Source organism: Thiobacillus denitrificans (genome assembly GCF_001530125.1).
Classification (GTDB): Bacteria; Pseudomonadota; Gammaproteobacteria; order Burkholderiales; family Thiobacillaceae; genus Thiobacillus; species Thiobacillus denitrificans_C.
Map to the genome: position 1 here is coordinate 1 of NZ_LDUG01000002.1, position 24,810 is coordinate 24,810.

Genomic DNA, 24,810 nt, shown 5'->3' on the forward strand with positions numbered 1-24,810 from the left:
GCCAGAGCCGCCGGAGCCCATGCCGCCAGAGCCGCCAGAGCCGCCAGAGCCGCCCGTGGCAGCGCCGCCGTTGCCACCGGAGCCGCCTGCGCCGCCGGCGCCATTGCCGCCCGTGCCGCCGCCGGCGTTGCCGCCGCTGCCGCCCATGCCGCCGTTACCGGCGTCGCCTGCAAAGGTGTCACCGCCTGTGGCTTGGGCGAAACCGCTGGCGCCGTCACCGCCATTGGCACCGGTGGCCCCGCTGTTGGCGTCCTGATTGGCATCGCCACTGTTGCCGCCCATGCCGCCCGCCCCAGCTGCCGCGCCGCCGTGGGCGGTGTTGCCGATCCCGGACACGGCGTTGCCACTAACATAGCCGTTCAGGTTGGTGGTTGCTGTAATGGTGGGGTTATTGGAGTTGTTGTACTGAGTGGCCGTTGAAGCATCGCTAGCCATGGCTCCCGTGCCGCCTTGGGCGGTGTTGGTGCTGTTGTCGCTGTTGGTGCTGTTGTCGCTGTTGTCGCTGTTGTCACTGTTATTGGTGTTGTCGACACTGCTATCCAGGGAGGCAGATGAATATTCATTCGCGGCAGCACCCGTTTGCGCACTCTGATCGGAGGTTGCGGTAGCGGTCTGCGTGATTGAGTCATTCGTGTCGGCAGTGTTATTGGTGGTGGGGTTGGCCCAAGCAGGCGCCGATACCCCGAGAGCCATTGCGATGGCTGTTGAGAGCAGTGTTTTGTTCATGATGAAACCTCCACTTAAGTTGAATGAATTCAAAAAGACGAAGCCACAGGAAACAGACTTCACTGCCCCCAATTGCAAGGCGTGTGCCAGCATGGCTATCCAATTGAAATAAAAGAGGTTTTCAGTAATAAGGCGGGGTAAACGTCCGGATTTTCGCTGGCAAGTTGTTCCACTTTTTTGACAGCCCGCGCGAGAAAAAGCCGAAGATAATAAAATAACTATTACAGATCAATATGTTACGCACAACATTCGGCTGAAAACGAAAATGTCTCAGCTTCGAGAAAACCCCGTAAGCATGGCGTAACAATCGGGAAGGGGAGGCCGCAGGCGGCTCGTTCAGCGCTGACCGGCGCGTCCTGAGCAGCCTGCCGCCCACGCAGGTTTTGCCAAGCGCCAGGCCACGCCCGCGCACCCCGGTTTAGCGCTGCCAGTCGCGGATGAAGGGGGTATAAAAATCCTGCGCGGCCGGCACGGCACCGCGGATCTGGCACAAGGCGCGGGCAAAAGCATCGGCGCGCGTCAGCCGGTCGGCCAGCGGCCAGCCGCGCAGCGTGCCGAGGATGAAAATAGCGGCAAACCCGTCGCCCGCGCCGGTACGGTCGACCAGGTTCGGCAGCGCCTGGCCCGGCACCGATTCGATGCGGCCGGCAGCGTCGAGCGTCCACGCGCCGGCCGCACCGCGGGTGACCACCACCCGCTCCAGGCCGAAGTCGGACACCAGCACGCCGGCGCGGGCTTCCGGGGTGGCTCCATCCAGCGCAAGCAGATGACCGAGGCGGGTCAGTTCCGCCTCGTTGAGCTTGGCCACGCTGGCCTGCCGCAGCGACCAGCGCAGCGTGTCGGCGTCCACCCAGGGATCGGTCAGATTGAGATCCAGGAAGACGCGGCTGTCGACCGCGCCGAGCAGTTCGCGCAGCGCGCGACGCGATTCGCCGCGCTGCGCCAGGGTGCCGAAGTAGACCATCGCCGGATGCACCAGCAGCCCCACCATGCGGGCCAGGCCGGCGTGGATGTGGTCATAGGCCTGGTCGGACAGGATGTCGAACACCGGCCCGGCGGCCGTTTCGGTCACCTTGACCCGCCCGGTCGGGCGCGCCGGATCGCGCTGCAGGCCGCGCCTGTCCAGCCCGCGTTCGCGCATTGCCTGCTGCAACTGCTCGCCCGGCGCATCCTTGCCGGCCCGCGTCATCAGCACCGGATGCGCGCCCAGCGCGCCAAGATGGCACGCCACGTTGAACGGCGCGCCGCCCAGCACAGTGCGGTCGCGAGACTGATCGACCAGGGCTTCGCCAAAGGCCACCACGGATTGCGCATGCGGATGGGGCGCGTCGCCCGGCCGATGCATGACGGTCGCTGCGTTCGACATATTCATGATTCAAACCTTTGAAAAAATGGTTTGCACTATCGCCTTGTCCGGCCATTCGGCCTGCCGGGGTCCCGGCAGGCTTCAAAGTGCGTAATCCAGCTTGAAGATCAGCGCCGTGTCGGTGGTGTCCTTGCCTGCCGCCGGCACCGCGTCGTAATCGACATTCACCTGGGTGCCGAGGCTGAGCCCGTTGCCCATCGGCACCCGCACGCCGGTGCGGCTCTGATAGAGATAATCCGCCAGCGATTCCAGGCTCAGCAGCACATCGCTGTTGTGGAAAAGTTTCAGCCGCCCCTGCCAGAAGGCCTGCTCGTACTTGAGGCCGAAGCGCGCGCTGGGAAACCGTTCGTCAGGCGCGCTGCCGTAATCCTCGCTCACCAGGCTTGCGCCGCCTTCCAGCGCGAATTTCAGGTCACCGCGATCGACAAACTGGCGGCCGATGCCCACCCCCAGCGTGCTGCGCAGGTCGAGATCGGCCTGGCCGTCGTGATCGAAACGAGTGTTGGCATACAAATAGGTTTTCCCCTTGAGGAAATGGTCGTATTTCAGGCCCGCGCGCCAGTTCGACGCGGTATTCGACCTGTCCTGCGAGGCTTCGTTGAGTTCGGCGTCGAGCGTGACGCGCTGGGATGGGTTGCGCGCCACCCACTCGCCGCCCAGATGCAGGGTCTGCGCATCGGTATTGCCCCGGGCATAGCTGCCGCCGAGCGAAACCCGCGCGCTCAGCACCGTCTTGTCGGGATGCAGCGGCGGGTTGATCGCGGCAATGCGGTCGAGCGCCAACGGCGTGGTTTCCGCCAGGTTGCCGATGCGGATACGCAACTGCCGCGCGTCCGCGGCGCGCAACTGGCCGTCAAGTTCGGTACCGTCGGCCAGCCGCACCCGCACCGGCGCGTCCGTCTCGATGCGGCTCACCTGCGCCCAGGGCAGCTTGAGCTTGCCTGCGTAAGGCGTTTCGAGCACCAGCGAATCGGCTTCCATGCGGACGAGGGTGCCGCTCAGCCGATCGCCGTTGGCGAGGCTGACGGTGTCGGCCAGTGAGGCCGACGAAACCAGACAGCTTGTTGCGGCGAGTTTCAGGAGGGATCGTTTCAAGCTATTTCCTTTCCCGGTAAGAACCGATGATGGACAGCCTCGCGCTGCAAGGGACGCCCGGACAGCGCGCTGACAGGGAAAACCAGAGAGGCGGCACGCGGCTGCACCGTGATGCGCATTGGCCAGAGCAGGCACCGAGAACCAGAATGAACTGCAGGCAAAATGCCTTTTTATGTTTGCACAAAACAAATTGGCTGCGCAAGTGCCCCTCCGGCGCAGGCCCGCTTGCTGAACAGAGGCACCCACCGTATTGACCCATTTGGCCGCGGCAAGATAACGGCGGCTCGACTAGTCTTTTCTGACGGGATGTCTGCGCGATGAAAGCCCCGGTTCCGATGTCCGCACATCTGCCATTCACGTTCTTGCCCGTCCATTCCCCGTTTTGCCCTGTATCCCGGCCATCGGCCACGCGCCGCAGGTCACGCATTCATGAACGGCTGGGCCGAGACCCATCTGGAACTGCACTTCCAGGGCATCTACCAAACCCGCGACGGCAGCCTGAGCCATCTGGAGGCGCTGGTGCGGATGCGGGATCCGCTGCAACCCGAGCGTCTGATCATGCCGGGACAGTTCATCCCGGTTGCCGAGAAAACCGGCCAGATTCTCGAAATCGACCGCTGGGTGATCCGGCGCGGCATCGAGACCCTGGCGCAGCACCCTGATCTGGCAGCGCTGGCGGTCAACGTCTCCGGCCGCAGCTTCGACGAGCCGAACCTGCCGCGCTATATCCATGAACAACTGGAACAGCACGACGTCGCGTCGGAGCGGCTGATCATCGAACTGACCGAGACGGCCGCCGTCTCCGAAATGCAGGACGCGCAGCGCTTCATCGAGGCGCTGCAGCAAACCGGCTGCCTGATCTGCCTGGACGATTTCAGTTCCGGATTTTCCACCTTCGCCTACCTAAAATACCTCGGCGCGCAGATTCTCAAGATCGACGGCATGTTCATCCGCGACCTGCCCAACAACCGTGACAACCAGGCTTTCGTCAAGGCCATGATCGACGTCGCCCGCGGGCTCGGCAAGGTCACCGTGGCCGAGTTCGTCAAGGACGCCGCCACCCTCGGCATGCTGCGCGACTTCGGCGTCGACATGGCGCAGGGCTATCACCTCGACCGGCCGTCGGCCCAGCACCCCAGCCGGCTGAACCCACGCAACGCCTTGCCCGCGCCCGACGCGGGTTCATGGCGGCGCCAAGTCACGCTAGCAGTCTGTCGGACTTGAAGTAAATCGGCTGCAAATCCGCCTGGCCGGTCCATATTTCGCCGCTTTTTTGGGCAATAGAACGGGCGCGCTCAAAAACCAAGTGCAACATTTTTCAGGAGAGAATGTTGCATGGGAAAATCGTCAAAATTATGTCCCATCGGGACGGTATCCCTTGGGGCTGTCCTCGCCCAGCCGAATTTTCGCTTCGATTCTTCAAGTCCGACAGACTGCTAGAATGGCCGCGTCTTCCGGCCACCCGCCGGTCCGTCTAACAATTCCCGATCGATGACGCTTTTTTTCGCTGTTTTGACCCCGTTTATCGGCGCGGCCCTGGTTGCGCTGGCGTCCCGCCTCGGACGCTCGCATTCCGCCTGGGCGGCGGGCGCGGTCACCCTGGCGGCAATAGCCTGGCTGGTGCCGTCCTTGCACCTGCCGTTCGAAGGCACCACGCTGATCCAGCAGCACGACTGGATGCCCGCCCTGGGGCTGAACCTTGCGTTCCGCCTCGACGGCCTGGCACTGCTGTTCGCCGCGCTAATCCTCGGCATCGGCCTGCTGATCGTGCTGTACGCCCGCTACTACCTGTCCGAGCGCGACAGCATGGGGCGCTTCTATTCCTACCTGATGCTGTTCATGGGCTCGATGCTCGGCATCGTGCTGTCGGAAAACCTGATCCAGCTGCTGATCTTCTGGGAACTGACCAGCCTGTCGTCCTTCCTCTTGATCAGCTACTGGCAGCACCGCGAGGAAGGCCGCCAGGGCGCGCGCATGGCGCTGGCGGTGACCGGCGCCGGCGGCTTCGCGCTGCTGGGCGGTTTCCTGCTGCTGGGCCACATCGTCGGCAGCTACGAGCTGTCGGTGGTGCTCGCCTCCGGCGACCTGATCCGCGAACACCCGCTCTACGTGCCGACGCTTACGCTGATCCTGCTCGGCGTGTTCACCAAATCGGCGCAGTTCCCCTTCCATTTCTGGCTGCCGCACGCGATGGCCGCGCCCACGCCGGTGTCGGCCTACCTGCATTCGGCGACCATGGTGAAGGCTGGCGTGTTCCTGCTGGCGCGGCTGTTCCCGGCGCTGTCCGGCACCCCGGAATGGTTCTGGCTGGTCTCCGGCGCGGGGCTGGCCACGCTGCTGCTCGGCGCCTACGTCGCGCTGTTCAAGCATGACCTGAAGGGCCTGCTGGCCTATTCGACCATCAGCCACCTCGGCCTGATCACGCTCTTGTTCGGTCTGTCGACCCCGCTCGCCGCGGTGGCGGGCGTGTTCCACATCATCAACCACGCCACCTTCAAGGCCTCGCTGTTCATGGCCGCCGGCATCATCGACCACGAGGCCGGCACGCGCGACATGCGGCGGCTCAACGGCCTGTGGCGGTTCATGCCCTACACCGCGACGCTGGCGATGGTGGCCGCCGCCGCGATGGCCGGGGTGCCGCTGCTGAACGGCTTTCTCTCCAAGGAAATGTTCTTCGCCGAGACAATGGAGATTTCCGCCGGGCATGCCGGCGGCTGGCTGCTGCCCGCGCTGGTGACGCTGGCCGGCGCGCTGGGGGTGGCCTATTCGCTCCGCTTCATCCACGACGTGTTCTTCAACGGCAGGCCGGTGGACCTGCCGCGCACGCCGCACGAGCCGCCGCGCTGGATGAAGGTGCCGGTGGAAATTCTGGTGGTGCTGTGCCTGGTGGTCGGCATCGCGCCCACGCTCACCGTCGCGCCGCTGCTGGCGGTGGCAGCGGCGGACACGCTGCAGGCGCCGCTGCCCGATTACCACCTGGCACTGTGGCATGGCGTCAACCCGGCGCTGGTCATGAGCCTGATTGCGCTGGGCGGCGGCGCGCTGATTTACCTCATGCGCCGCCCGCTGTTCGCCTGGCACGAGCGCAGCCTCGGCCGGCTCGACGCGCGCGTGGTCTTCAACGCATTGCAAAATGGCCTATTCGCGCTGGCGCGCTCAATCACCCGCCTGATCGACACCGGCTCGTTGCAGCGCCAGGTGTTCTTCCTGCTGGCGGCTGCCTTGGTGCTGGGCGTCGCGCCCTGGCTGGCGGGCGGCACGCCGCTGGCCGGCAACCGCGAAGGTCTGCCGCTCGACGCCGTCAGCCTGATCGCCGCCAGCGCCCTGATCATCGCCACGCTGGCCACCGTGTGGCTGCACCGGCAACGCTTCGTCGCGCTGGTCACCATCGGTGTGGTGGGGCTGGTAGTGTCGCTCGCCTTCGTCAAGTTCTCGGCGCCCGACCTCGCACTGACCCAGCTGTCGGTCGAGATCGTCACCATTGTTTTGCTGCTGCTGGCGCTCTACTTCCTGCCGCAGCATGCCGCGCCCGAGCATGAACCGGCGCGCCTCTGGCGCGATGGCATGATCGCCTTGCTGGCGGGTGGTGGCACCGCCGCGCTGGCGTGGGCGGTGCTGACCCGGCCCTACGACACCATCGCCGGCTATTTCCTCGCCAACAGCGTGCCGGGGGGTGGCGGCAGCAACGTGGTAAACGTCATCCTGGTCGACTTCCGCGGCTACGACACCCTGGGCGAAATCACCGTGCTGGCGCTGGCCGGGCTCGGCATCGTCGCGATGCTGCAGGGCCTGCAACTGGCGGCACCCAGCCGCGACGACGCCGGGCGAAGCTGGGATGCCGATGCCTACCCGGCCATCATGGCCACGCTGACCCGCATCCTGCTGCCGCTGGCGCTGCTGGTCGCGGTGTTCATCCTCTTGCGCGGCCACAACCAGCCGGGCGGCGGCTTCATCGCCGGCCTGATCACCTCGGTTGCGCTGATCGTGCAGTACCTCGCCAACGGCGCTGTGTGGACGCATCAGCGCATGGCGTCCGACAGCCACCCGCTGGTCGCCTGGGGATTGGCGATCGCCGCCTTCACCGGGCTGGCGAGCTGGCTGTTCGGCTACCCCTTCCTCACCTCGACCTTCAGCCACCTGAACTGGCCGGTGGTCGGCGAATTCGAACTGGCCTCGGCGATGGCGTTCGACCTTGGCGTGTTCCTCGTCGTCGTCGGCGCCACGCTGATGATCCTGGTCAATCTCGGTGGCCTGCATCGCGCGCCGCCCAAAAAAGGGAGCGTCCACTGATGGAAGCCCTGATCGCACTCGTTATCGGCGTGCTCACCGCGGGCGGGGTGTTTCTCGCGCTGCGCGGCCAGACCTTTCCGGTGGTGCTGGGACTCACCCTCATGTCCTACGCCGTCAACCTGTTCCTGTTCGTCATGGGCCGGCTCGCCATCGGCCTGCCGCCGGTGATCAGCGACGCCGCGGCAGGCTACACCGACCCGCTGCCGCAGGCACTCGTGCTCACCGCCATCGTCATCAGCTTCGGCATGACCGCCTTCGTCATCGTGCTGGCGCTAAAGGCGCGCGCCGAGCTGGGAAACGACCATGTCGACGGTCGTCACCACGATGAGGAGCGGCACGCATGAACTGGCTTGATCATCTGCCCATCCTGCCGGTGGTGCTGCCGCTGCTGGCTGGTGTTGCCCTGTTAGTGCTGCGCAACCGCAGCCTGGCCGTGCAGCGCGGCGTCAGCCTCGTCGCCGCACTGGCGCTGATTCCGCTGGCGATTGCGCTGGTTCAAACCGCCGCCGAGGGCACCCAGCTTGTCTACGCGCTCGGCAACTGGGTCGCGCCCTATGGCATCGTGCTGGTAGTCGACCGCCTGGCGGCGTGGATGCTGCTGACGACTTCCCTGCTGGCGGTCTTCGCGCTGCTGTACGCAATCCGCGGAAGCGACACGCAGGGCCGCCACTTCCACGTGCTGTTCCAGCTGCAGCTGTTCGGCCTGAACGGCGCCTTCCTCACCGGCGACCTGTTCAACCTGTTCGTTTTCTTCGAGATCCTGCTGCTCGCCTCCTATGGCCTGCTGCTGCACGGCGGCGGCCGTCTGCGGGTGAAGGCGGGGCTGCATTTTGTCGTCATCAACCTGGTCGGCTCGACGCTATTCCTGTTCGCCGTCGGCACCCTGTACGGCGTGGCCGGCACCCTCAACATGGCCGACCTGGCGGTGAAGCTCGCGGCCACGCCGCCGGACAACCTGGCGCTGGTGCAATCCGCCGGCCTGCTGCTGTTCGCCGTGTTCGCGCTGAAGGCCGCGCTGCTGCCGCTGTATCTCTGGCTGCCCGCCGCCTACGCCCACACCAGCGCGCCGGTGGCGGCGCTGTTCGCCATCATGACCAAGGTCGGCGCCTACAGCATCCTGCGCGTCTACAGCCTGATGTTCGGCGACGCCGCCGGGCCGGTCGCCAACCTGCTCGACCCCTGGCTGGCGCCGCTGGCGCTCGCCACCCTGACGCTCGGCATGCTCGGCGCGGTGGCCAGCACCACGCTGCGGCAACAGGCCGCCTATCTGGTGGTGGCCTCGATCGGCAGCCTGCTCTTGGCCTTCGGCCTCGGCAGCCGCGATGCAATCGCCGCCGGCCTGTATTACCTGCCGCACTCCGTCTTCGCCGCTGCCGCCCTGTTCCTGCTGGCCGACTCGATCGGGCGGGCGCGCGGCGACTTCGCCGACCGCTTCGAGTCCGGCCCCGCGATGCCGGGCGCGCGCGTGCTGGGCGGGTTGTTCTTCGTCGTTGCCGTGGCCATCGCCGGGCTGCCGCCGCTGTCGGGTTTCCTCGGCAAGTTCATGCTGCTGAAGGCCGCGCTCGACTCGCCGCTGCTGCCCTGGGTGTGGAGCATCGTTCTGGTCACCGGGCTGCTGAGCATGATCGCGCTGGCGCGGAGCGGCAGCCTGCTGTTCTACCGCACCCACAGCCCGCACGACGCGGCGTCGCTGACGCCGCCGACCACTGCCGCACTCGCGCCCGTCGGCGGCCTGCTGCTGCTGGTCGCAGGCCTGGTGATCTGGGCCGGGCCGCTGTCCGATTACGCCCACGCCACCGCAACGCAGTTGCTGCAGCCGCAGCAGTACATCGAAGCCGTACTGGGGACTGCGCCAAGACCGCCCGAAGGGCGAGCACCCGCAAGGGGTACGCCGGTGGGTTCCCCGCTGCTGGGCAGCGACCCTTCCGCAGCGTCTGGCGGCATGCCCCTTCTTGCGGGTACTGTGCCATGAGACGTTTCCTGCCGCACCCCCTGCTGACCGTCTCGCTCGCCATCCTGTGGCTGCTGCTGGCCAACCAGCTGTCGGCCGGCCACGTCGTGCTGGGCGCGCTGCTCGGCTGGCTGATTCCCTTCGCCACCTCGAGCTTCTGGCCGGAGCGGATCCGCATCCGCCACCCGCTTACCCTGCTGCGTTTCCTGCTCGTGTTCGTCATCGACATCGTGCGCGGCAGCTTCCTCGTCGCCTGGCTGATCCTGAAGGGGCCGGCGCGCCTGCGCCCGGTTTTCGTCGAGGTGCCGCTGGCGCTCGAAACCGATCTCGCCATCGGCCTCCTGGCCAACACCATCTCGCTGACGCCGGGCACGGTGTCAGCCCGCCTGAGCGCAGACAAACGCACGCTGATCGTGCACACGATCGACACCGGCGACGCCGCCGCGCTGGTCGCCGAAATCAAGCAGCGCTACGAGACGCCGCTGAAGAAAGTCTTCGAACAGGAGAACGCATGATGCTGGAGACCGTCATCCCGATCGCTTTTACGCTGGTCAGCCTGGCCTTCCTGTTGAGCTTCTGGCGCCTACTCAAGGGCCCCGACGCGCCCGACCGCATCCTCGCACTCGATACCCTGTACGTGAACACCATCGCGCTGCTGGTGCTGCTCGGCATCCATCTCGGCAGCGCCATCTATTTCGAGGCGGCGCTGCTGATCGCCATGATGGGCTTTGTCGGCACGGTGGCGCTGTGCAAGTACCTGCTGCGCGGCGACATCATCGAATGAGGACCGCGCAACCATGATCGACATCCTGCTTTCTCTCTTGATTATCACCGGCGCGCTCTTCACCTTCATCGGCTCGCTCGGCCTTGCCCGCCTGCGCGACTTCTACACCCGCCTGCATGGACCCACCAAGGCCACCACGCTAGGCGTCGGCTGCCTGCTAATCGCCTCCGCCGTATACTTCAGCGTGCGCGACGAGGGCGTTAGCCTGCACGAGGTGCTGGTCACGCTGTTCCTGTTCATTACCGCACCGGTGAGCGCGCACCTGCTCGCCAAGGCAGCGCTGCACCTGAAGGTCAGATCGCTTGCCTCCACGCCGGCGCCGGATGCGACGACGAATCCGGCCGTTCAGCGCAACCCGGCAGATTGATCCGAACCTGAATTCGTTCCGAAATGACGGGAACGGGTGCAAACCCACGTATCCTGCCGTGACCCAAAGCAATTCCGGCCTCATGCCGTTTTTTCAAATCAACCCAAAGGATTCACCATGCGCATCCCCTTCCTTGCAATTCCCCTCCTGGCAACGCTTGTGCTCTCCGCCTGTACCACCAACGATCTGGGCGACTCCCGTGGCCTGAGCAAGACCCAGACGGGCGCCATCATCGGCACCGCGAGCGGCGCGGCGCTGGGCGCGATCATCAACCACAAGAACCGCGGCAAGGGCGCGCTGATCGGCGCCGTCGGCGGCGGCCTGGCCGGAACCGGCGTGGGCTACTACATGGACAAGCAGGCGAAGGACCTGGAAAAGCAATTGCAGCCGGAAATCCAGCGCGGCGAGATCAGCGTCGAAAAACGCGCCGGCGACAACGCCCTGCTGGTCAGCATGACGGCCAACACCGGCTTTGACACCAACTCCGCCATGTTGAAGCCCGGCTACACCACGACATTGAACAAAATTTCCCGCGTGCTGAACCAGTACGGCAAGACTACCGTGACCGTGATCGGCCATACCGACAGCGTCGGCTCCGACGCCGCCAACCAGATCCTGTCGGAAAATCGCGCGCAGTCGGTGATGAATTATTTTGCCGGCCAGAACGTCAACCCGTTGCGTCTGGAAGCCTATGGCAGGGGCGAGTCCGAGCCGCGCGCCGACAACGCGACCGAAGCCGGTCGTCAGTTGAATCGCCGGGTCGAATTGTGGATCCTGCCGGTGGTCGCGAACTAAGCGCCCCCGTTTCGCCGGCCCTGCGCCGGCGCAGCCCTTGTTTTCGTGAAGGCACGCGAAAAAACCCAGCGTGAGGGTTTTTTCGCGTGCCTTCGCGTTTTTCGTTTCAAACCCCCACCCCGGGCAGAATGATTTTTTCGGTCTAAAGTGAAGCCATGGCCAACCTGCTTCGCTTCCTGTCACGCCTTGCCCTGCCCGCCTGCCTGATTCTGGGGCTGGCCGCGCCCGCCGGTGCGGCGATGGTGCGAGTATTGACGGTTCAGGGTGCGATCAGCCCGGGCAGCGCCGACTACCTGTTGCGCGGCATCGACAAGGCGATCGAGGACCAGGCGCATCTGATTGTGATCGAGATGGACACGCCGGGCGGGCTCGACACCGCGATGCGCGACATCATCAAGGCCATCCTGGCATCGAAGGTGCCGGTCGCCACCTATGTCTCGCCCAAGGGCGCCCGCGCCGCCAGCGCCGGTACCTACATCCTGTATGCCAGCCACATCGCGGCGATGGCGCCGGCGACCAACCTGGGGGCGGCAACGCCGGTCGAACTGGTGCCTGCCGGCGGCGACAAGCCCGCGCCGGATAAGCCCACGCAACCCGACAAGCCCGGCCCAGCCCAACCTGAAGCGGCCAAGCCTGCCGACGCGCCACCGGGCGACGCCAAGATGCGCAAGGCAGTGCACGATGCCGCGGCCTACATCCGCGGGCTGGCCGAACTGCGCGAGCGCAACGTCGAGTGGGCCGAGCGGGCGGTGCGCGAGGCGGTGAGCCTGCCGGCGTCCGAGGCGCTGGAACTGAAGGTGATCGACCTGGTAGCGACCGACCTCGACGACCTGCTGCGCCAGGCCAACGGCCGCGTCATCAAGATGAACGGCGACACGGTCACCCTCGACACCGCGAATGCCGTCATCGAGCGCGTCATGCCCGACTGGCGCAGCCGCCTGCTGGCGGTCATCGGCGACCCCGGCATCGCCTACATCCTGATGCTGCTGGGCATCTACGGGCTGATCTATGAATTCTCCAATCCCGGCATGCTGTTCCCTGGCGTGGTCGGCGGCATTTGCCTGCTGCTGGCGCTGTTCGCGCTGCAGGTGATGCCGATCAACTATGTCGGACTGGCACTGATCATCCTCGGCATCGTGCTGATGATTTCGGAGGCCTTTATGCCCAGCTTCGGCGCGCTGGGGGTGGGGGGACTCATTGCCTTCGTCATCGGCTCGGTGATGCTGATCGACACCGACGTTCCCGGCTACGGCATTCCCTGGGCGCTGATCGTTCCGGTGGCAGTCACCAGCGGGCTGTTCAGCTTCTTTGTCGTCGGCATGGCGATCAAGGCACGGGCGCGGCCAGTGGTGACCGGCGCCGAGCAAATGATCGGCGCCCCCGGTGAAATCCTCGATGACATGGAACACGAAGGCTGGGCCCGCATCCACGGCGAACAGTGGCGGGTGCGCAGCAGCGTGCCGCTGAAGCGCGGCAGCACGATCCGGGTGCGCGCCCGGCACGACCTGATACTCGATGTGGAACCGAACCAGGATGGTTCATAAAGGAGAATAAACATGTTTGAATTCGGCGGCATCACCATCGTCTTTATAATCGTCGCGCTACTGGCCGCCAGCATACGCATCCTGCGCGAATACGAGCGTGGCGTGGTGTTCATGCTCGGGCGCTTCTGGAAGGTGAAGGGGCCGGGGCTGGTGATCATCATTCCCGGCATCCAGCAGATGGTGCGGGTGGACCTGCGCACTATGGTGTTCGACGTGCCGAGCCAGGACGTGATCTCGCGCGACAACGTCTCGGTGAAGGTCAACGCGGTGGTGTATTTCCGCGTCATCGACCCGGCCAAGTCCATCCTGCAGGTGGAGGACTACATGAACGCCACCAGCCAACTGGCGCAGACCACGCTGCGCGCGGTGCTGGGCAAGCACGAGCTCGACGAGATGCTGGCCGAGCGCGAACGCCTGAACCAGGACATCCAGCAATTACTGGACACGCAGACCGACGCCTGGGGCATCAAGGTGTCCAACGTCGAGATCAAGCATGTCGACATCGACGAAACAATGGTGCGCGCGATCGCCAAACAGGCTGAGGCCGAGCGCGAACGGCGCGCCAAGATCATCCATGCCGAAGGCGAACTGCAGGCCTCAGAAAAGCTGCTGGCTGCGGCTGAAATTCTTGCCGGCCGGCCCCAGGCGATGCAGCTGCGCTATCTGCAGACGCTCGCCAACATCGCCGGCGACAAGACCAACACCATTGTCTTCCCGATGCCGGGGGAATTGATGAACCTGATGATGCGGAGCACGAAACCCGGCGAATAATGGCGCGCACGCGCAAACCCCTGCGGCCGCAGGGTGGAAACCGCCGCCGCATCCCGGTATGCTTGATCCCGATCCCGGCACATTCCGGGAACTTGTGCCAGAAAAAACGCTCTCTCTTGGCACTGCCGTTTTCAATTCACGTGAGGAATCCACATGAACCCGCAAGTTACCACCCTCGGCCGCAGCCAGTCTGCGGCGCTGTCGACCAACAAGGTCGTCAAGAATACCTACATGCTGCTGTCGATGACGCTGGCGTTTTCCGCGCTGACAGCCGGCCTGTCGATGTCGCTGAACCTGCCGCATCCCGGTCTCATCATCACCCTGGTCGGCTATTTCGGCCTGCTGTTTTTGACCTCCAAGTTCCGTGAAAGCGGTCTCGGCATTGCCTTCGTGTTCGCCCTCACCGGCTTCATGGGCTACACGCTTGGCCCCATTCTCAACGCCTATCTATCCCTGCCCAACGGCACCCAGGTGGTGATGATGGCGATGGGCGGTACCGCCGCGATCTTCCTCGGCCTGTCGGCCTACGTGATGACCACCCGCAAGGATTTCAGCTTCATGGGTGGTTTCCTCATGGTCGGCATCCTGGTCGCCTTCCTCGCCGGCCTCGGCGCGATCTTCTTCAATATGCCCGGCCTGTCGCTGGCAGTGTCCGCGATGTTCGTGCTCCTGATGTCCGGCCTCATCCTGTACGAGACCAGCAACATCATCAACGGCGGCGAAACCAACTACATCATGGCGACCGTCACGCTGTTCGTGGCAATTTTCAATCTGTTCACCAGCCTGCTGCATTTGCTGGGCTTTGCCAGCAACGACTAAACACGTGACTGGCATCACGAAAACGGCGCCCCCTGTGGCGCCGTTTTTGCGCGCCACAAAAATGAACTGGGGAAAGGCAGTTAACCACAGAGACGCAGAGACACAGAGGCACAGAGTTGAAATACAAGGAGAAAGTCCCGTACGCATCGCTCACCGATTTGGGGACGGCAAGTCTTCCTGCAACCTATTTGTTTTCTCCGTGCCTCTGTGTCTCTGTGGTGAATGAACTGAGGCTTTCAGGATGAACCCAGCGGCGCCGTTTTTTATCGACACCCACTGCCATCTCGACGCGGCCGAGTTCGATGCCGACCGCGACGCCGAGTACGCGCGTGCTGTCGCCAGCGGCGTCACCACCCTGGTGATTCCTGCCGTCAGCCGCGACAACTTCGCCGCGGTGGCCGCCACCTGCGAACGCTACCCGGGCAGCCTGCCGGCGTGGGGGCTGCACCCGATGTTTATCGATATCCATCGGCCCGAACATCTGGCCGACCTGCGCGCACAGGTCGAGACGCAGCGCCCGGTCGCCATCGGTGAAATCGGGCTCGATTTGTTTGTAAGCAAGCTCGACTACGCGACGCAGGAATTCTTCTACGTCGAACAGTTGAAGATCGCGCAGGAATACGACCTACCGGTGCTGCTGCACTGTCGCCGCGCCAACGATGAAATCCTCAAGCATCTGCGCAGGATCAAGGTGCGCGGCGGCATTGCCCACGCCTTCAACGGCAGCCCGCAGCAGGCGAATGAATTCATCAAACTGGGGTTCAAACTAGGTTTCGGCGGCGCCTTCACCTGGCCGCGCGCCAACAAGCTGCGGCGGCTGGCGGTCGACCTGCCGCTTGACGCGATCGTGCTGGAAACCGACAGCCCCGACATGCCCCCGGTGTGGATCGGTCACGGCCGCAACGCGCCCGGCGAATTGCCGCGCATCGCACAGACCTTGGCCGAACTGCGCGGTCTGGACATCGGCAGCGTGGCGCAGGTCACGACGCGCAACGCCCGCGAACTCTTCCGTCTGGGCTCAAGCCGTGGCGCGCTGTAATCTGAAGCGAGCGGTACCGGGGTAATTCAGCGCACGGCTCTCACAGCCAGCGCCGCACCCGGGTTTGATAGTCGCGGTAGGCACCGCCGAACCGGGCGTGCAGGTGCGCTTCCTCGTGACGAATCACGCCGTAGCGCAACATGGCCCAGATCAGCGGTGCAAACAGCAGCGGCCATGCTGTGGCCAGCAGCAACGACACTCCGGCGAAAATGAACCAGTCGCCGAGATAGATCGGATTGCGGCTGAAGCGGAACGGGCCGCCAGTGCACAGGCTGGACGCCGCCTTGTAGGGATTGACCGTGGTGCGGTGGCGCCAGAAGGTCGCGAGCGTCCACACGAAAAGCCCCAGCCCGATGCCCACCAGCAGCCACCCCAACGGTCGCGTCATCACGCCCCAGTCGAGCGGGAGCGCATGGACCTGGCGGTCCAGCCACCAGCCACCGAACAGCGCTGCAGCATAGGGTGCGGGGGGCAGGATCAGCGTGCGCGGGCGGTGGGCGGGGTCGGTCATGGCGACTCAGCAGGTCCGCCCGACACGGGAACGAGCAGGACCGGCACCGTCGAGCGCCGTGCGACGCCCTCGGCCACGCTGCCGAGCAACCATCGCTCCACCCCTCTGCGCCCATGCGTGCCCAGCACCAGCAAATCGGCCGGCCAGCTGGTCGCCGCTTCGGCAATCGCTGCAGCGACATGCTGGACGGGGGTCGCCGTATCCAGTAGCCGGGTTTCGACCTCGAGTTCGGGCGCCTGCACGCTGTCCCGCGCAGCGGCGAGGATATTTTCGGCAGCGGCATAGCGTGCCTCGAGCAAGGCGTCGATGTCGATGCTGAGTTCCGGCCCGTAAGGCAGCAGGCCAATATCGACCACATGGATGATGCGCAAGCTGGCGGACAATCCTTTGGCAAGACCGGCTGCATGCTGGAGTGCGTGTGCGGAGCCGGGGCTTCCGTCGATGGCGACCAGGATTCGTGAATACATGCTTGCTCCTCGTTGTGCGGGTGGCTCGTTGTGGTGAGCGGAAAGAACGCTCCCGACATCACACTGGTTCTATTTCAGATCGCTGTGCGTCACCGCGCGCAAGAACTCGTTGCGCATCTGGTCGCTGGTCTTGAAGCAGCCAGTGAAAGCCTGGGTGACGACGCGCTCGTCGCCGCGCCGGTCCTCCCCGAGCAGCAGGCACAGCTGTTCGGCCTCGATGATGCACGCCGCGCCCTGCGCCAGACCGTGCGTCACCAGCGCCTCGGCGATGTCGCGCGTCATCCATTCCTGGTAGGTGAAGCGATGGCCGATGGCATCGACCATGCGCGCAATGCGGCCGAAGCCGTGCAGCCGTCCGCCGGGAATATAGGCCACGTGCGCCACGCCGCGAAACGGCACCAGGTGATGCGGGCACACGCCGTGCACCGCGATGCCGCGCACCACCACCATGTCGTCGCGGGCGTCGGCAAAGCCCTCGCCCAGCGCCTCGGCGGGTTCGATCGCATAGCCGCCAAGCAGGCGGCGCTGCCACAGCTCGCGCACGCGTTGCGCGGTACGCCCGGTGTGCACCGAATCCGGCGCCACCCCGCAAGCGGCGAGCATGGCGTTGACCGCCTGCTCGAACGCCGCCGGGTCGAATGCGCCGACTTGCGGAATGCCGAAGCTGCCGCTGACGTGCGGGGTGTGGCAGTCGTGGTCGCAGGCGTCGATCATTATTTGAGCGTCGCCTTGAGGAACTCCAGCGTGCGCGTCCACGAGTCGGTGTCGGCCGCATTGTCGTACTTGAGCGGCAGCCCGAACTGCGCGGCATAGCTGTCGGCCTCGCGGTTGGTGAAAGTGTGCTTCACCCCGGGGTAGGCTACGAACATGTAGTCGGCCTTGGCATTGTTCATTTCGGTCTTGAACGCCTCGACCTGCACGGGCGGCACGACAGTGTCGGCTTCGCCGTGGAAGACGCGGATCTTCGCCTTGATCTCGCCGGGTTTGGGCGTGACGTCGCTCGCCAGCACGCCGTGGTAGCTGACCACCGATTTCAGCGGCATGCCGGCGCGCGCCATATTGAGCACCACGCCGCCGCCGAAACAGTAGCCCAGCGCGGCGATCTCGCCCTGCTTCACCTTGGGCTGCTTGTCGAGGAAGTGGCGCGCGGCGTCGAAGCGCGCGTAGGCCAGCGGCGGATTCTTGTTGACGCTGCCCGCCAGCGCACCGGCGTCCTTCGGATTGTCGGCCACCTGGCCGTTGCCGTACATGTCGACCACCAGCGCCACATAGCCTTCGCTTGCCAGCATGCGCGCGCGCTTTCTCGCATAATCGTTGGCACCCCACCATTCCGGCACCACCAGCACCCCGGCGCGCTTGTCCTTGACGGCATCGTCATACGCCAGATAGCCCTTCATGACGGTGTCGCCCGCCTGGTAGCTGACATCCTTGCCGACCACGGCAGCGAGGGCGGATGAGGTGAAAAACAACAATGACAGCGCAAGTGCAGTTTTCATGGGTGTCTCCGGGAGTGAGTGATCGCAAAGCATACCGCGCTCGCACAATGTATAACAACCATGCGCGCCATGTGCACCGCCCCAAGCCGTTCTGTTTTCATGGCCGATTTGCACGAACATTCACGCCGCCGAGCCTCTGTGCCATGATGGCGGCCATCGTGAATTTGCGTTGAGGTGTCGGTGATTCTCTGGGGCGTAATTTGGGGTGGCCTGCTGGGCTCGATGATCAGCAGAGGGGGCGAGTTCGGCGTGGTGCTCGGCGCGATCATCGGCGCGCTGGCGGGCTGGACATTAAGAAGCTCGGTTCGCAGCGAGTTTGCGCGGATGCAAGGCAAGCACCGAGAATCAGCGCACGCAGCCACAGCGCCCCTCACCCAGCCCTCAACTGCCCAGGATCCCATGCTGCCCGACGCGGCATGGTTTCAATCCGACGAACGCTCCACGCCTGCCTCGGAAACCGTTTCGGTCGAAACGTCACTGCGCCCCGAAGCTGACCCGACTATGGCGGCAGAGCCCGCGCCACCGCCCAATACCTTCACCGCGCCGCCGCCGCTTTCAAGTCAGCCTGTAGAACCCAATATTGTCGACAAGGTGGTTTCCGCAGCCATGGCATGGCTCACCGGCGGCAACACGGTGGTGCGGATTGGGGTGGTCGTGCTTTTTATCGGTTTGTCGTTTCTGGCCAAATATGCGGCTGAGAACGCCCTGCTCCCGGTGGAACTCCGGCTGGCGCTGGTCGGTGCATCGGGCATGGCGTTGCTGCTGATCGGATTCCGATTGCGCGACCGCCGCAAAGGGTATGCGCTGACGCTACAGGGTGCGGGGGTGGCCGTCCTGTATCTGACGGTGTTCACATCGTTTCGACTGTACCAACTGGTGCCGCCAGGGCTGGCGCTGGCGGTGATGGTGTCGGTCTGTGCGCTGTCGACTGCAATCGCCCTGATGCAAAACGCCCGCGCGCTGGCGTTCATCGGTTTTGCCGGCGGCTTCCTGGCGCCCATCCTGGCCTCGACCGGTGAGGGCAGCCATGTCGTGCTGTTTTCCTACTGCACGCTCCTTAACCTGGCCATTCTGCTTATCGCGTTCAGGCGTTCATGGCGGCTGCTTAATCTGCTTGGTTTTTTCATGACCTTTGGCATTGCCACTGCATGGGGCGCGTTGCGCTATACGCCGGAAAACTATGCCAGCACGCAGCCTTTCCTGATCGTGTTTTTCCTGATCTATGTGCTGACAGCCGTGTTGTATGCCCTGCGCCACTCGACGGAACTCAAGGCCAGCCTGAACGGCGCAGTGGACGGCACGCTGGTGTTTGGCACCCCGCTGATCGCGTTTGGACTGCAAGTCGGACTGGTGCGCGAATTCGAGTTTGCAATGGCGTTTTCGGCCCTGGCGCTGGGCGCATTTTATCTGCTGCTGGCTGCGGGACTACTCAAGCGCAAGCAGGCTAGCTTGCGGCTGTTGACCGAAAGCTTTCTCGCGCTGGGTGTGGGTTTTGCCACCCTGGCCGTGCCGCTGGCGCTGGACGCGCGCTGGACTGCCGCCATCTGGGCCGTGGAAGGGGCGGCGATTTTCTGGGTTGGGATGCGGCAGGCACGCTGGATGCCGCGCGCCTTTGGCCTGCTGTTGCAAGGCGTTGCCGCCCTGGCCTTTGTCGGCTCCATTGATCGCGGCATGCATTCCGCCCTGCCGTTTGCCAACCCGTCCTTCATCGGCGCGATGTTGTTGGCGCTGCCGGCGTTTGCCGTGGCGTGGTGGGTGCGTCAGCCGCTGGCACAGAGCGGCAGCACGTTTGCCCAGGGCTATGCGCAGATTGAAGCCACGCTTGAAAAACCCGTCTTCCTGTTTGGCTTTTTCTGGTGGGTGATGGCGTTCTGGCTGGAGATCACGCGCGTGCTGCCCAGCAGCACCGGCGCGCACAGCTTCGCGTGGGCACACGTATGGCACGTTAACCTGGGCATGCCCGCTTACGTGTTCAGCGCATTCATGGCCGAACGCGTTGCCGCGCACAAGGGCTGGTCGGTCGCTGCGTGGCCCGCTTACCTGACCGCGCCGGTGCTGATGTTGGCGGCACTCATCAACATCCTGGATGGCAACCGGCTGCTGGCGTCTGCCGGTTCGCTGCTGTGGCTGGCGGGCATCATCGCGCACCTCATCGTGCTGCGGCGCATCGATCGCCGGGCGCCTCCCGCCTGGTTTTCCTGGATGCATGCACTGGGCGTGTGGACGCTCGTGATCCTGCTGGCCGACACGCTGGTTTACGCGGTGGATCGTGGCGACTTATGGCACACGGCCTGGGGCGCAGTGGTGCTGCTGGTCGCCGGGTCGGCCGTCCTGCTGTGCCTGGCCTTTGTGCCGACATCGAGGCGCTTTGCATCCCACTGGCCTTTCAGCCATTTTGCCCGCAGCTATGCGTGGGTGGCGGCGGCCCCCCCGGTAGTGGGCGTTTACCTGGGCAGCCTGCTGGTGGCGCTGTCCTCGCGTGGCCATGCAGCCCCGCTGCCTTATATTCCCTTGCTGAACCCAACCGATCTGGCGGTGGCGCTGGCCCTGGGCGCGCTGACACTCTGGCTGCTGCGGCTGCGCAGCAGCGACATGCAGGTGCCCGACATCGTGCAGCGTACATCGCCCAAAGCAGCCCTGTTTTTTGCTGCTTTCATCGCCATCAACACCGTGTGGCTGCGGGTGGCGCACCACTACGCTGGCGTGCACTGGGACGCAACGACCCTGTTCAATTCGTTTCTCGTGCAAACCGGGTATGCGATCTTGTGGACCCTGCTGGCACTGGGCCTGATGGTGTTGGCACACCGCCGCGCGCAGCGGCCCTTGTGGATGCTGGGCGCCGGCTTGCTCGGCTTGACGCTGGCCAAACTGTTCCTGATTGATCTATCCAATGCAGGTGGAACCGAACGCATTGTTGCGTTTATCGCGGTGGGCATTTTGATGTTGGTGGTGGGCTATCTGGCGCCGCTCCCGCCCAACCCTGCAACGCAGCAGACCCTGGCCTCGGGGGTGCGGGCATGAGAATCATCGCGCACGTCGCCTGCGCCTTGCTGATGATCAACCCGGAAGCGGCCCTCGCGGCAGACAAACCAGAAGACTTTGCCGTCCACTTCACCGTGCAAACCGTACCCGATGCAAGCCTGCAGCGTCTTGTCCTGCCCAAGGAAGCCATGGCCGTTTTGCAAACTGCCAACGCTGCGGACGTGCGACTGTTCAACGGCAAGGGGCAATCTGTGCCACTCGCACCGATTCCGCTACGCAACGTGACCATCGCCTCACCGTCCCGCGAGTGGCCGATTTATCCCATCATGGCCACCACGCAACAGCAACAGAATCTGGGCAATCTGAGTTTGCGGATTGAAAAAACCGCTGGCCGCAGCGTGGTGCGCGTGATTGAAGGCGCAGACACCCAACCCTCCGCCTCGGCCACCCGACAAATTGCCACCCTGGTGGATACTCGAACAATCAAGGAGCCGCTGGCTGAACTGACAGTGGACGCTGAATTAACCCCAGGCGAGCCGGTCGCGCTGACGGTTGCAGCCAGCAAGGATTTAAAAATCTGGCGCACGCTGGCGCAGGACGTTCCCGTATTTCGCTTCGGCGCCACGGCCGACGGGCCGGGCAGCATGCGGGTGCCGCTGGCGGGCGTGCGCCTGGAAGATGACTATCTGCGTATCAGCTGGCCGCCGGGTGCGGCTTTCAGCTTGCGCGGCGTGCGCATCACCCCTGCTTCCAGCTCGGCTGCGCCACAACGGCTCTCGGTTCCCCTGATCGCCAGGCCGGACGGAAATGGGTTCGTGATTGCACTCCCGTTTGCCACACCCCTGCAAGCGCTGGACATTCATCCGGCCGGTCCCAACACACTCGTTCCCGTCCGCCTCAGCGGTCGAAGTGTGCGCGGCGAGTCCTGGCGCCCGCTTGCCACGGGCGTCGTCTATCGCATGCATTCAACAGGAACCGAATCACTCAGCCCGCCGATTGAAATGAACGGGGTATCAGTGCGGGAACTGCGGATCGCGCCTGCGGCTGGCGTCCCCGGTTTTGCCACCCCCCCACACGTGCGTGCGCTGCTCTTGCCGCGGGAATGGGTCTTTGTCGCCAGCGGGTCGCCCCCCTTCACCCTGGCCGTAGGTCGTGCCGGCGCCGACACAACCGAGTTGCCATTGGCCAGCCTGATTCCCGGCTACACCGCAGGTGCCGAACACACACTGCCAACAGCGCATGTCAACGTGACGTCCATCATCAGGCAACCACCCGGCAACCTGTCCCGCATCAGCCAGGCGCTGGGCGCGCCCTCTACGCGTTCTTTGGTGCTCTGGGCGGTGTTGATTGGTGGCGTGCTTGTGCTGGGGGGCGTCGCATGGGCGGTGATGCGCCAAATGAAATCGGCTGACAAATCTCAGCCCTGAGCTTTACGGATACAACGATATGGCCGCATGAACTCAATCCATCGCGCACTTGAAGCGCCCCTGCAGCGGTAAACTCACTGGATTCGCCCACCCCAGCCCGCCATGACCGACCCCATCCGCCTTGCCAAACGCGTCGCCGAACTGCGCGGCTGCTCGCGCCGCGAAGCCGAGCAGTTCATCAACGGCGGCTGGGTGCGGGTCGACGGCATCGTGGTCGAGGAGCCGCAGTTCCGCGTCGCCGACCAGCGCGTCGAAATCGACCCCGGGGCCGACCTCGGCCAGACCGAACCGGTCACCCTGCTGCTGCACAAGCCGCCTGGCTATCACACGCTGCAGAGTGACAATCAGAACGGCCAGCCCGCCTCGCAGTTGCTCAACCCCGCCACGCTGTGGCCCGAAGACATCTCCGGCCTGCGTCCGCTGAAAATGCATTTCGCCCAACTAACCGGCTGTGTGCCGCTGGAAACCGGCGCCAGCGGCCTCGTCGTGTTCACCCAGGACTGGCGCATCGCGCGCAAGCTGACCGAAGACGCCGCCACCCTGGAGCACGAAGTCATCGTCGAAGTCGCGGGCGAACTCGCCCCCAACGGGCTCAAGCGGCTGAACCGGGGCATCCTCTACCGCGGCAAGACCCCGCCTGCCATCAAGGTCAGCTGGCAAAATGAAACCCGCCTGCGGGTGGCGCTGAAGGGCGCCCAACCCGGACAGATCGCGCACCTGTGCGAAGCTGTCGGCCTGCAGGTGCTATCGATGAAACGCATCCGCCTTGGCCGCGTCCCGCTAGGAAAGCTGCCGCCCGGACAGTGGCGCTATTTGCTCGAGGACGAGCGGTTTTGAGGCTGCAGGGGAGCGGGGTTGCGCGGGGCGGGGAGGCGGTTACGCGCAGAACTTCCAGGTGCCTGTTTGATCTGGTTCTATTGATACCACACCCCCGGTCCGCGACATGAGTTTTCCTACGCCGGAAGCTGCCGAATCCGCTTTCTACGCTGCCTTCGAAGCACGCGACCTCGACGCCATGATGGCAGTCTGGGCCCGCGACGACAGCGTCGCCTGCATCCACCCACTGGCCGCGCCGCTGAATGGGCGCGCCGCCGTGGCGGCAGGCTGGCGCAGCATGTTCGAGGCCGCCGGGCAGTTCCGCGTTCAGGTGGAAGTCGCGCATGAACTGCGCGAAGCCGGCCAGGTCATCCGCATCGTGCGCGAGTACCTCGTCATCGGCCAGGAAACCGAACCGCGCCCGCCGATTCTGGCGACCAACGTGTACCGCAAGGAAGCCGACGGCTGGCGCATGGTGCTGCACCATGCCTCGCCGCTCCAGGTCGGCGGCACGCCGCCCGCACGCACCCCGCCTGTGGTGCTGCATTAAGGGCGCGAAGCTGCGCCTTTGCTAAACTCGGCGCCATGCTCCCCCTGGAAAACCCGCCTTATCGCGCCCCCGCCTGGCTGCCCGGTGGGCATGTGCAGACCATCTATGCCAACCTGTTGATCCGCGTGCCGCCGGTCGCGTCCCGGCGCGAACGGCTGGAACTGGCGGACGGCGATTTTCTTGATTTCGACTGGACCGATGGCACAGCCGGCACCCCTGTGGTGGTGCTGTTTCACGGCCTGGAAGGCAGCGCCGACAGCCCCTACGCGCGCGCGCTCATGGCCCAGGTCCGGGCGCGTGGCTGGCATGGCGTGGTGGCGCACTTTCGCGGCTGCTCGGGCGAGGAAAACCGGCTGCCGCGCGCCTATTTCGCTGGCGACAGCGCAGACATCGACCACGTGCTGCGCCACGTCAAATCGCAGCACGCCGCTGCGCCGGTGTATGCCGTCGGCGTCTCGCTCGGCGGCAACGCGCTGCTGAAATGGCTGGGCGAGCAGGGCGAGGCGGCGCGCGCGCTGGTCGAACGTGCTGCCGGCATCTCCGCGCCGCTCGACATGACGGCGGCCGGCCACGCGCTGGACCAGGGCTTCAATCGCCGCGTCTACACCGCGCGCTTTCTCGCCACTCTGAAAGCCAAAGCCCTGCGCAAGGCCGTGCGCTTCCCCGGGGTGCTGGATGCGGCAGCCATCGCTGCCGCCACCACATTCCGCGAGTTCGACACCCTGGTCACCGCGCGGCTGCATGGATTTCGCGATGCCGAGGACTACTGGTTCAAGGTGTCGGCCAAACCCTTGCTGAAATCCATCGCGCTGCCCACCCTCGTCATCAACGCCCGAAATGACCCCTTTCTGCCGGCCTGGGCACTGCCGTCATCCGCCAACGCATCGCCTTCGGTCATCCTCGAACAGCCCGCAAGCGGCGGCCATGTCGCCTTCCCATCCGGCCCTTTTCCCGGCAATCTCGGCTGGCTGCCGCGCCGCCTGATGCAGCATTTCGTTATCCAGCCCGGTTAGA

23 protein-coding genes and 1 pseudogene are annotated in these 24,810 nt (G+C 64.8%); 17 read left to right on the top strand and 7 right to left on the bottom strand.

Going from position 1 to position 24,810, the window contains the following annotated elements; genetic code table 11:
- The 3 genes and pseudogenes from ABW22_RS17000 to ABW22_RS00100 form a co-directional block, all read right to left on the bottom strand.
- A pseudogene (locus ABW22_RS17000) lies at positions 1–819 on the bottom strand (hypothetical protein); the annotation flags it as partial.
- A 325-nt stretch (positions 820–1,144) separates the two neighbouring features.
- Entirely contained in the window at positions 1,145–2,098 is a 954-nt protein-coding gene (locus ABW22_RS00095) for a PfkB family carbohydrate kinase (RefSeq protein ID WP_237763176.1), read from the bottom strand.
- Positions 2,099–2,173: 75 nt separating this feature from the next.
- A complete protein-coding gene (locus ABW22_RS00100; protein ID WP_059750727.1) occupies positions 2,174–3,187 on the bottom strand; it encodes a DUF481 domain-containing protein in 1,014 nt (337 codons plus the stop codon).
- Between the two features lie 429 nt (positions 3,188–3,616).
- Here ABW22_RS00100 and ABW22_RS00105 point away from each other — a divergent pair, with 429 nt between their 5' ends.
- The 12 genes from ABW22_RS00105 to ABW22_RS00160 all read left to right on the top strand — a co-directional run bounded on the left by ABW22_RS00105 (position 3,617) and on the right by ABW22_RS00160 (position 15,547).
- Positions 3,617–4,411, top strand: coding sequence for an EAL domain-containing protein (locus ABW22_RS00105; RefSeq protein ID WP_059750728.1), 795 nt, complete (start codon positions 3,617–3,619; stop codon positions 4,409–4,411).
- Between the two features lie 267 nt (positions 4,412–4,678).
- Positions 4,679–7,477: a monovalent cation/H+ antiporter subunit A gene (locus ABW22_RS00110; RefSeq protein WP_059750730.1), complete on the top strand. Its 2,799-nt coding sequence runs from the start codon at positions 4,679–4,681 to the stop codon at positions 7,475–7,477.
- Entirely contained in the window at positions 7,477–7,821 is a 345-nt protein-coding gene (locus ABW22_RS00115) for a Na+/H+ antiporter subunit C (RefSeq protein WP_059750732.1), read from the top strand. Before ABW22_RS00110 ends, ABW22_RS00115 begins: the two co-directional genes overlap by 1 nt.
- Positions 7,818–9,449 carry a monovalent cation/H+ antiporter subunit D gene (locus ABW22_RS00120; protein ID WP_082708322.1) on the top strand — a complete coding sequence of 544 codons (1,632 nt, stop codon included), beginning with the start codon at positions 7,818–7,820 and terminating at the stop codon, positions 9,447–9,449. Before ABW22_RS00115 ends, ABW22_RS00120 begins: the two co-directional genes overlap by 4 nt.
- Positions 9,446–9,943, top strand: a complete 498-nt coding sequence (locus tag ABW22_RS00125) for a Na+/H+ antiporter subunit E (protein WP_059750733.1) — start codon at positions 9,446–9,448, stop codon at positions 9,941–9,943. Before ABW22_RS00120 ends, ABW22_RS00125 begins: the two co-directional genes overlap by 4 nt.
- Positions 9,943–10,212, top strand: coding sequence for a K+/H+ antiporter subunit F (locus ABW22_RS00130; protein WP_059750971.1), 270 nt, complete (start codon positions 9,943–9,945; stop codon positions 10,210–10,212). Before ABW22_RS00125 ends, ABW22_RS00130 begins: the two co-directional genes overlap by 1 nt.
- A gap of 13 nt (positions 10,213–10,225) precedes the next feature.
- Positions 10,226–10,579, top strand: a complete 354-nt coding sequence (locus ABW22_RS00135; protein ID WP_059750735.1) for a Na+/H+ antiporter subunit G — start codon at positions 10,226–10,228, stop codon at positions 10,577–10,579.
- 117 nt (positions 10,580–10,696) lie between these two features.
- The gene (locus tag ABW22_RS00140; protein ID WP_059750736.1) at positions 10,697–11,374 is read left to right on the top strand and encodes an OmpA family protein; all 678 of its coding nucleotides are present in this window, start codon (positions 10,697–10,699) and stop codon (positions 11,372–11,374) included.
- Positions 11,375–11,529: 155 nt separating this feature from the next.
- Complete coding sequence (locus ABW22_RS00145) at positions 11,530–12,918, top strand: NfeD family protein (protein ID WP_059750738.1); 1,389 nt, start codon at positions 11,530–11,532, stop codon at positions 12,916–12,918.
- Positions 12,919–12,930: 12 nt separating this feature from the next.
- Positions 12,931–13,689 carry a slipin family protein gene (locus tag ABW22_RS00150; protein WP_059750740.1) on the top strand — a complete coding sequence of 253 codons (759 nt, stop codon included), beginning with the start codon at positions 12,931–12,933 and terminating at the stop codon, positions 13,687–13,689.
- 153 nt (positions 13,690–13,842) lie between these two features.
- A complete protein-coding gene (locus ABW22_RS00155) occupies positions 13,843–14,508 on the top strand; it encodes a Bax inhibitor-1/YccA family protein (RefSeq protein ID WP_059750741.1) in 666 nt (221 codons plus the stop codon).
- Positions 14,509–14,749: 241 nt separating this feature from the next.
- On the top strand, positions 14,750–15,547 hold the full coding sequence (locus ABW22_RS00160) for a TatD family hydrolase (protein WP_059750743.1): 798 nt from the start codon (positions 14,750–14,752) through the stop codon (positions 15,545–15,547).
- A gap of 40 nt (positions 15,548–15,587) precedes the next feature.
- Here ABW22_RS00160 and ABW22_RS00165 read toward each other — a convergent pair whose 3' ends face one another.
- The 4 genes from ABW22_RS00165 to ABW22_RS00180 form a co-directional block, all read right to left on the bottom strand.
- The gene (locus ABW22_RS00165) at positions 15,588–16,058 is read right to left on the bottom strand and encodes a methyltransferase family protein (RefSeq protein ID WP_059750745.1); all 471 of its coding nucleotides are present in this window, start codon (positions 16,056–16,058) and stop codon (positions 15,588–15,590) included.
- On the bottom strand, positions 16,055–16,525 hold the full coding sequence (locus tag ABW22_RS00170) for a universal stress protein (protein ID WP_059750747.1): 471 nt from the start codon (positions 16,523–16,525) through the stop codon (positions 16,055–16,057). Before ABW22_RS00170 ends, ABW22_RS00165 begins: the two co-directional genes overlap by 4 nt.
- 69 nt (positions 16,526–16,594) lie before the next feature.
- A complete protein-coding gene (gene folE / locus ABW22_RS00175; RefSeq protein ID WP_059750749.1) occupies positions 16,595–17,239 on the bottom strand; it encodes a GTP cyclohydrolase I FolE in 645 nt (214 codons plus the stop codon).
- Positions 17,239–18,021: a dienelactone hydrolase family protein gene (locus ABW22_RS00180; protein WP_059750751.1), complete on the bottom strand. Its 783-nt coding sequence runs from the start codon at positions 18,019–18,021 to the stop codon at positions 17,239–17,241. The genes folE and ABW22_RS00180 overlap by 1 nt, the downstream gene beginning before the upstream one ends.
- A gap of 222 nt (positions 18,022–18,243) precedes the next feature.
- On the opposite strand from ABW22_RS00180, the gene ABW22_RS00185 reads away from it, so the two are divergent.
- The 5 genes from ABW22_RS00185 (at position 18,244) to ABW22_RS00205 (ending at position 24,809) form a co-directional block, all read left to right on the top strand.
- The gene (locus ABW22_RS00185) at positions 18,244–21,042 is read left to right on the top strand and encodes a DUF2339 domain-containing protein (RefSeq protein WP_237763177.1); all 2,799 of its coding nucleotides are present in this window, start codon (positions 18,244–18,246) and stop codon (positions 21,040–21,042) included.
- A 32-nt stretch (positions 21,043–21,074) separates the two neighbouring features.
- Positions 21,075–22,430 carry a DUF3999 domain-containing protein gene (locus ABW22_RS00190; RefSeq protein ID WP_237763180.1) on the top strand — a complete coding sequence of 452 codons (1,356 nt, stop codon included), beginning with the start codon at positions 21,075–21,077 and terminating at the stop codon, positions 22,428–22,430.
- A 102-nt stretch (positions 22,431–22,532) separates the two neighbouring features.
- Complete coding sequence (locus ABW22_RS00195; RefSeq protein WP_059750755.1) at positions 22,533–23,267, top strand: rRNA pseudouridine synthase; 735 nt, start codon at positions 22,533–22,535, stop codon at positions 23,265–23,267.
- A gap of 106 nt (positions 23,268–23,373) precedes the next feature.
- Complete coding sequence (locus ABW22_RS00200; protein WP_059750756.1) at positions 23,374–23,796, top strand: YybH family protein; 423 nt, start codon at positions 23,374–23,376, stop codon at positions 23,794–23,796.
- Positions 23,797–23,831: 35 nt separating this feature from the next.
- Complete coding sequence (locus ABW22_RS00205; RefSeq protein WP_059750757.1) at positions 23,832–24,809, top strand: hydrolase; 978 nt, start codon at positions 23,832–23,834, stop codon at positions 24,807–24,809.
- Position 24,810 lies beyond the last annotated feature (1 nt).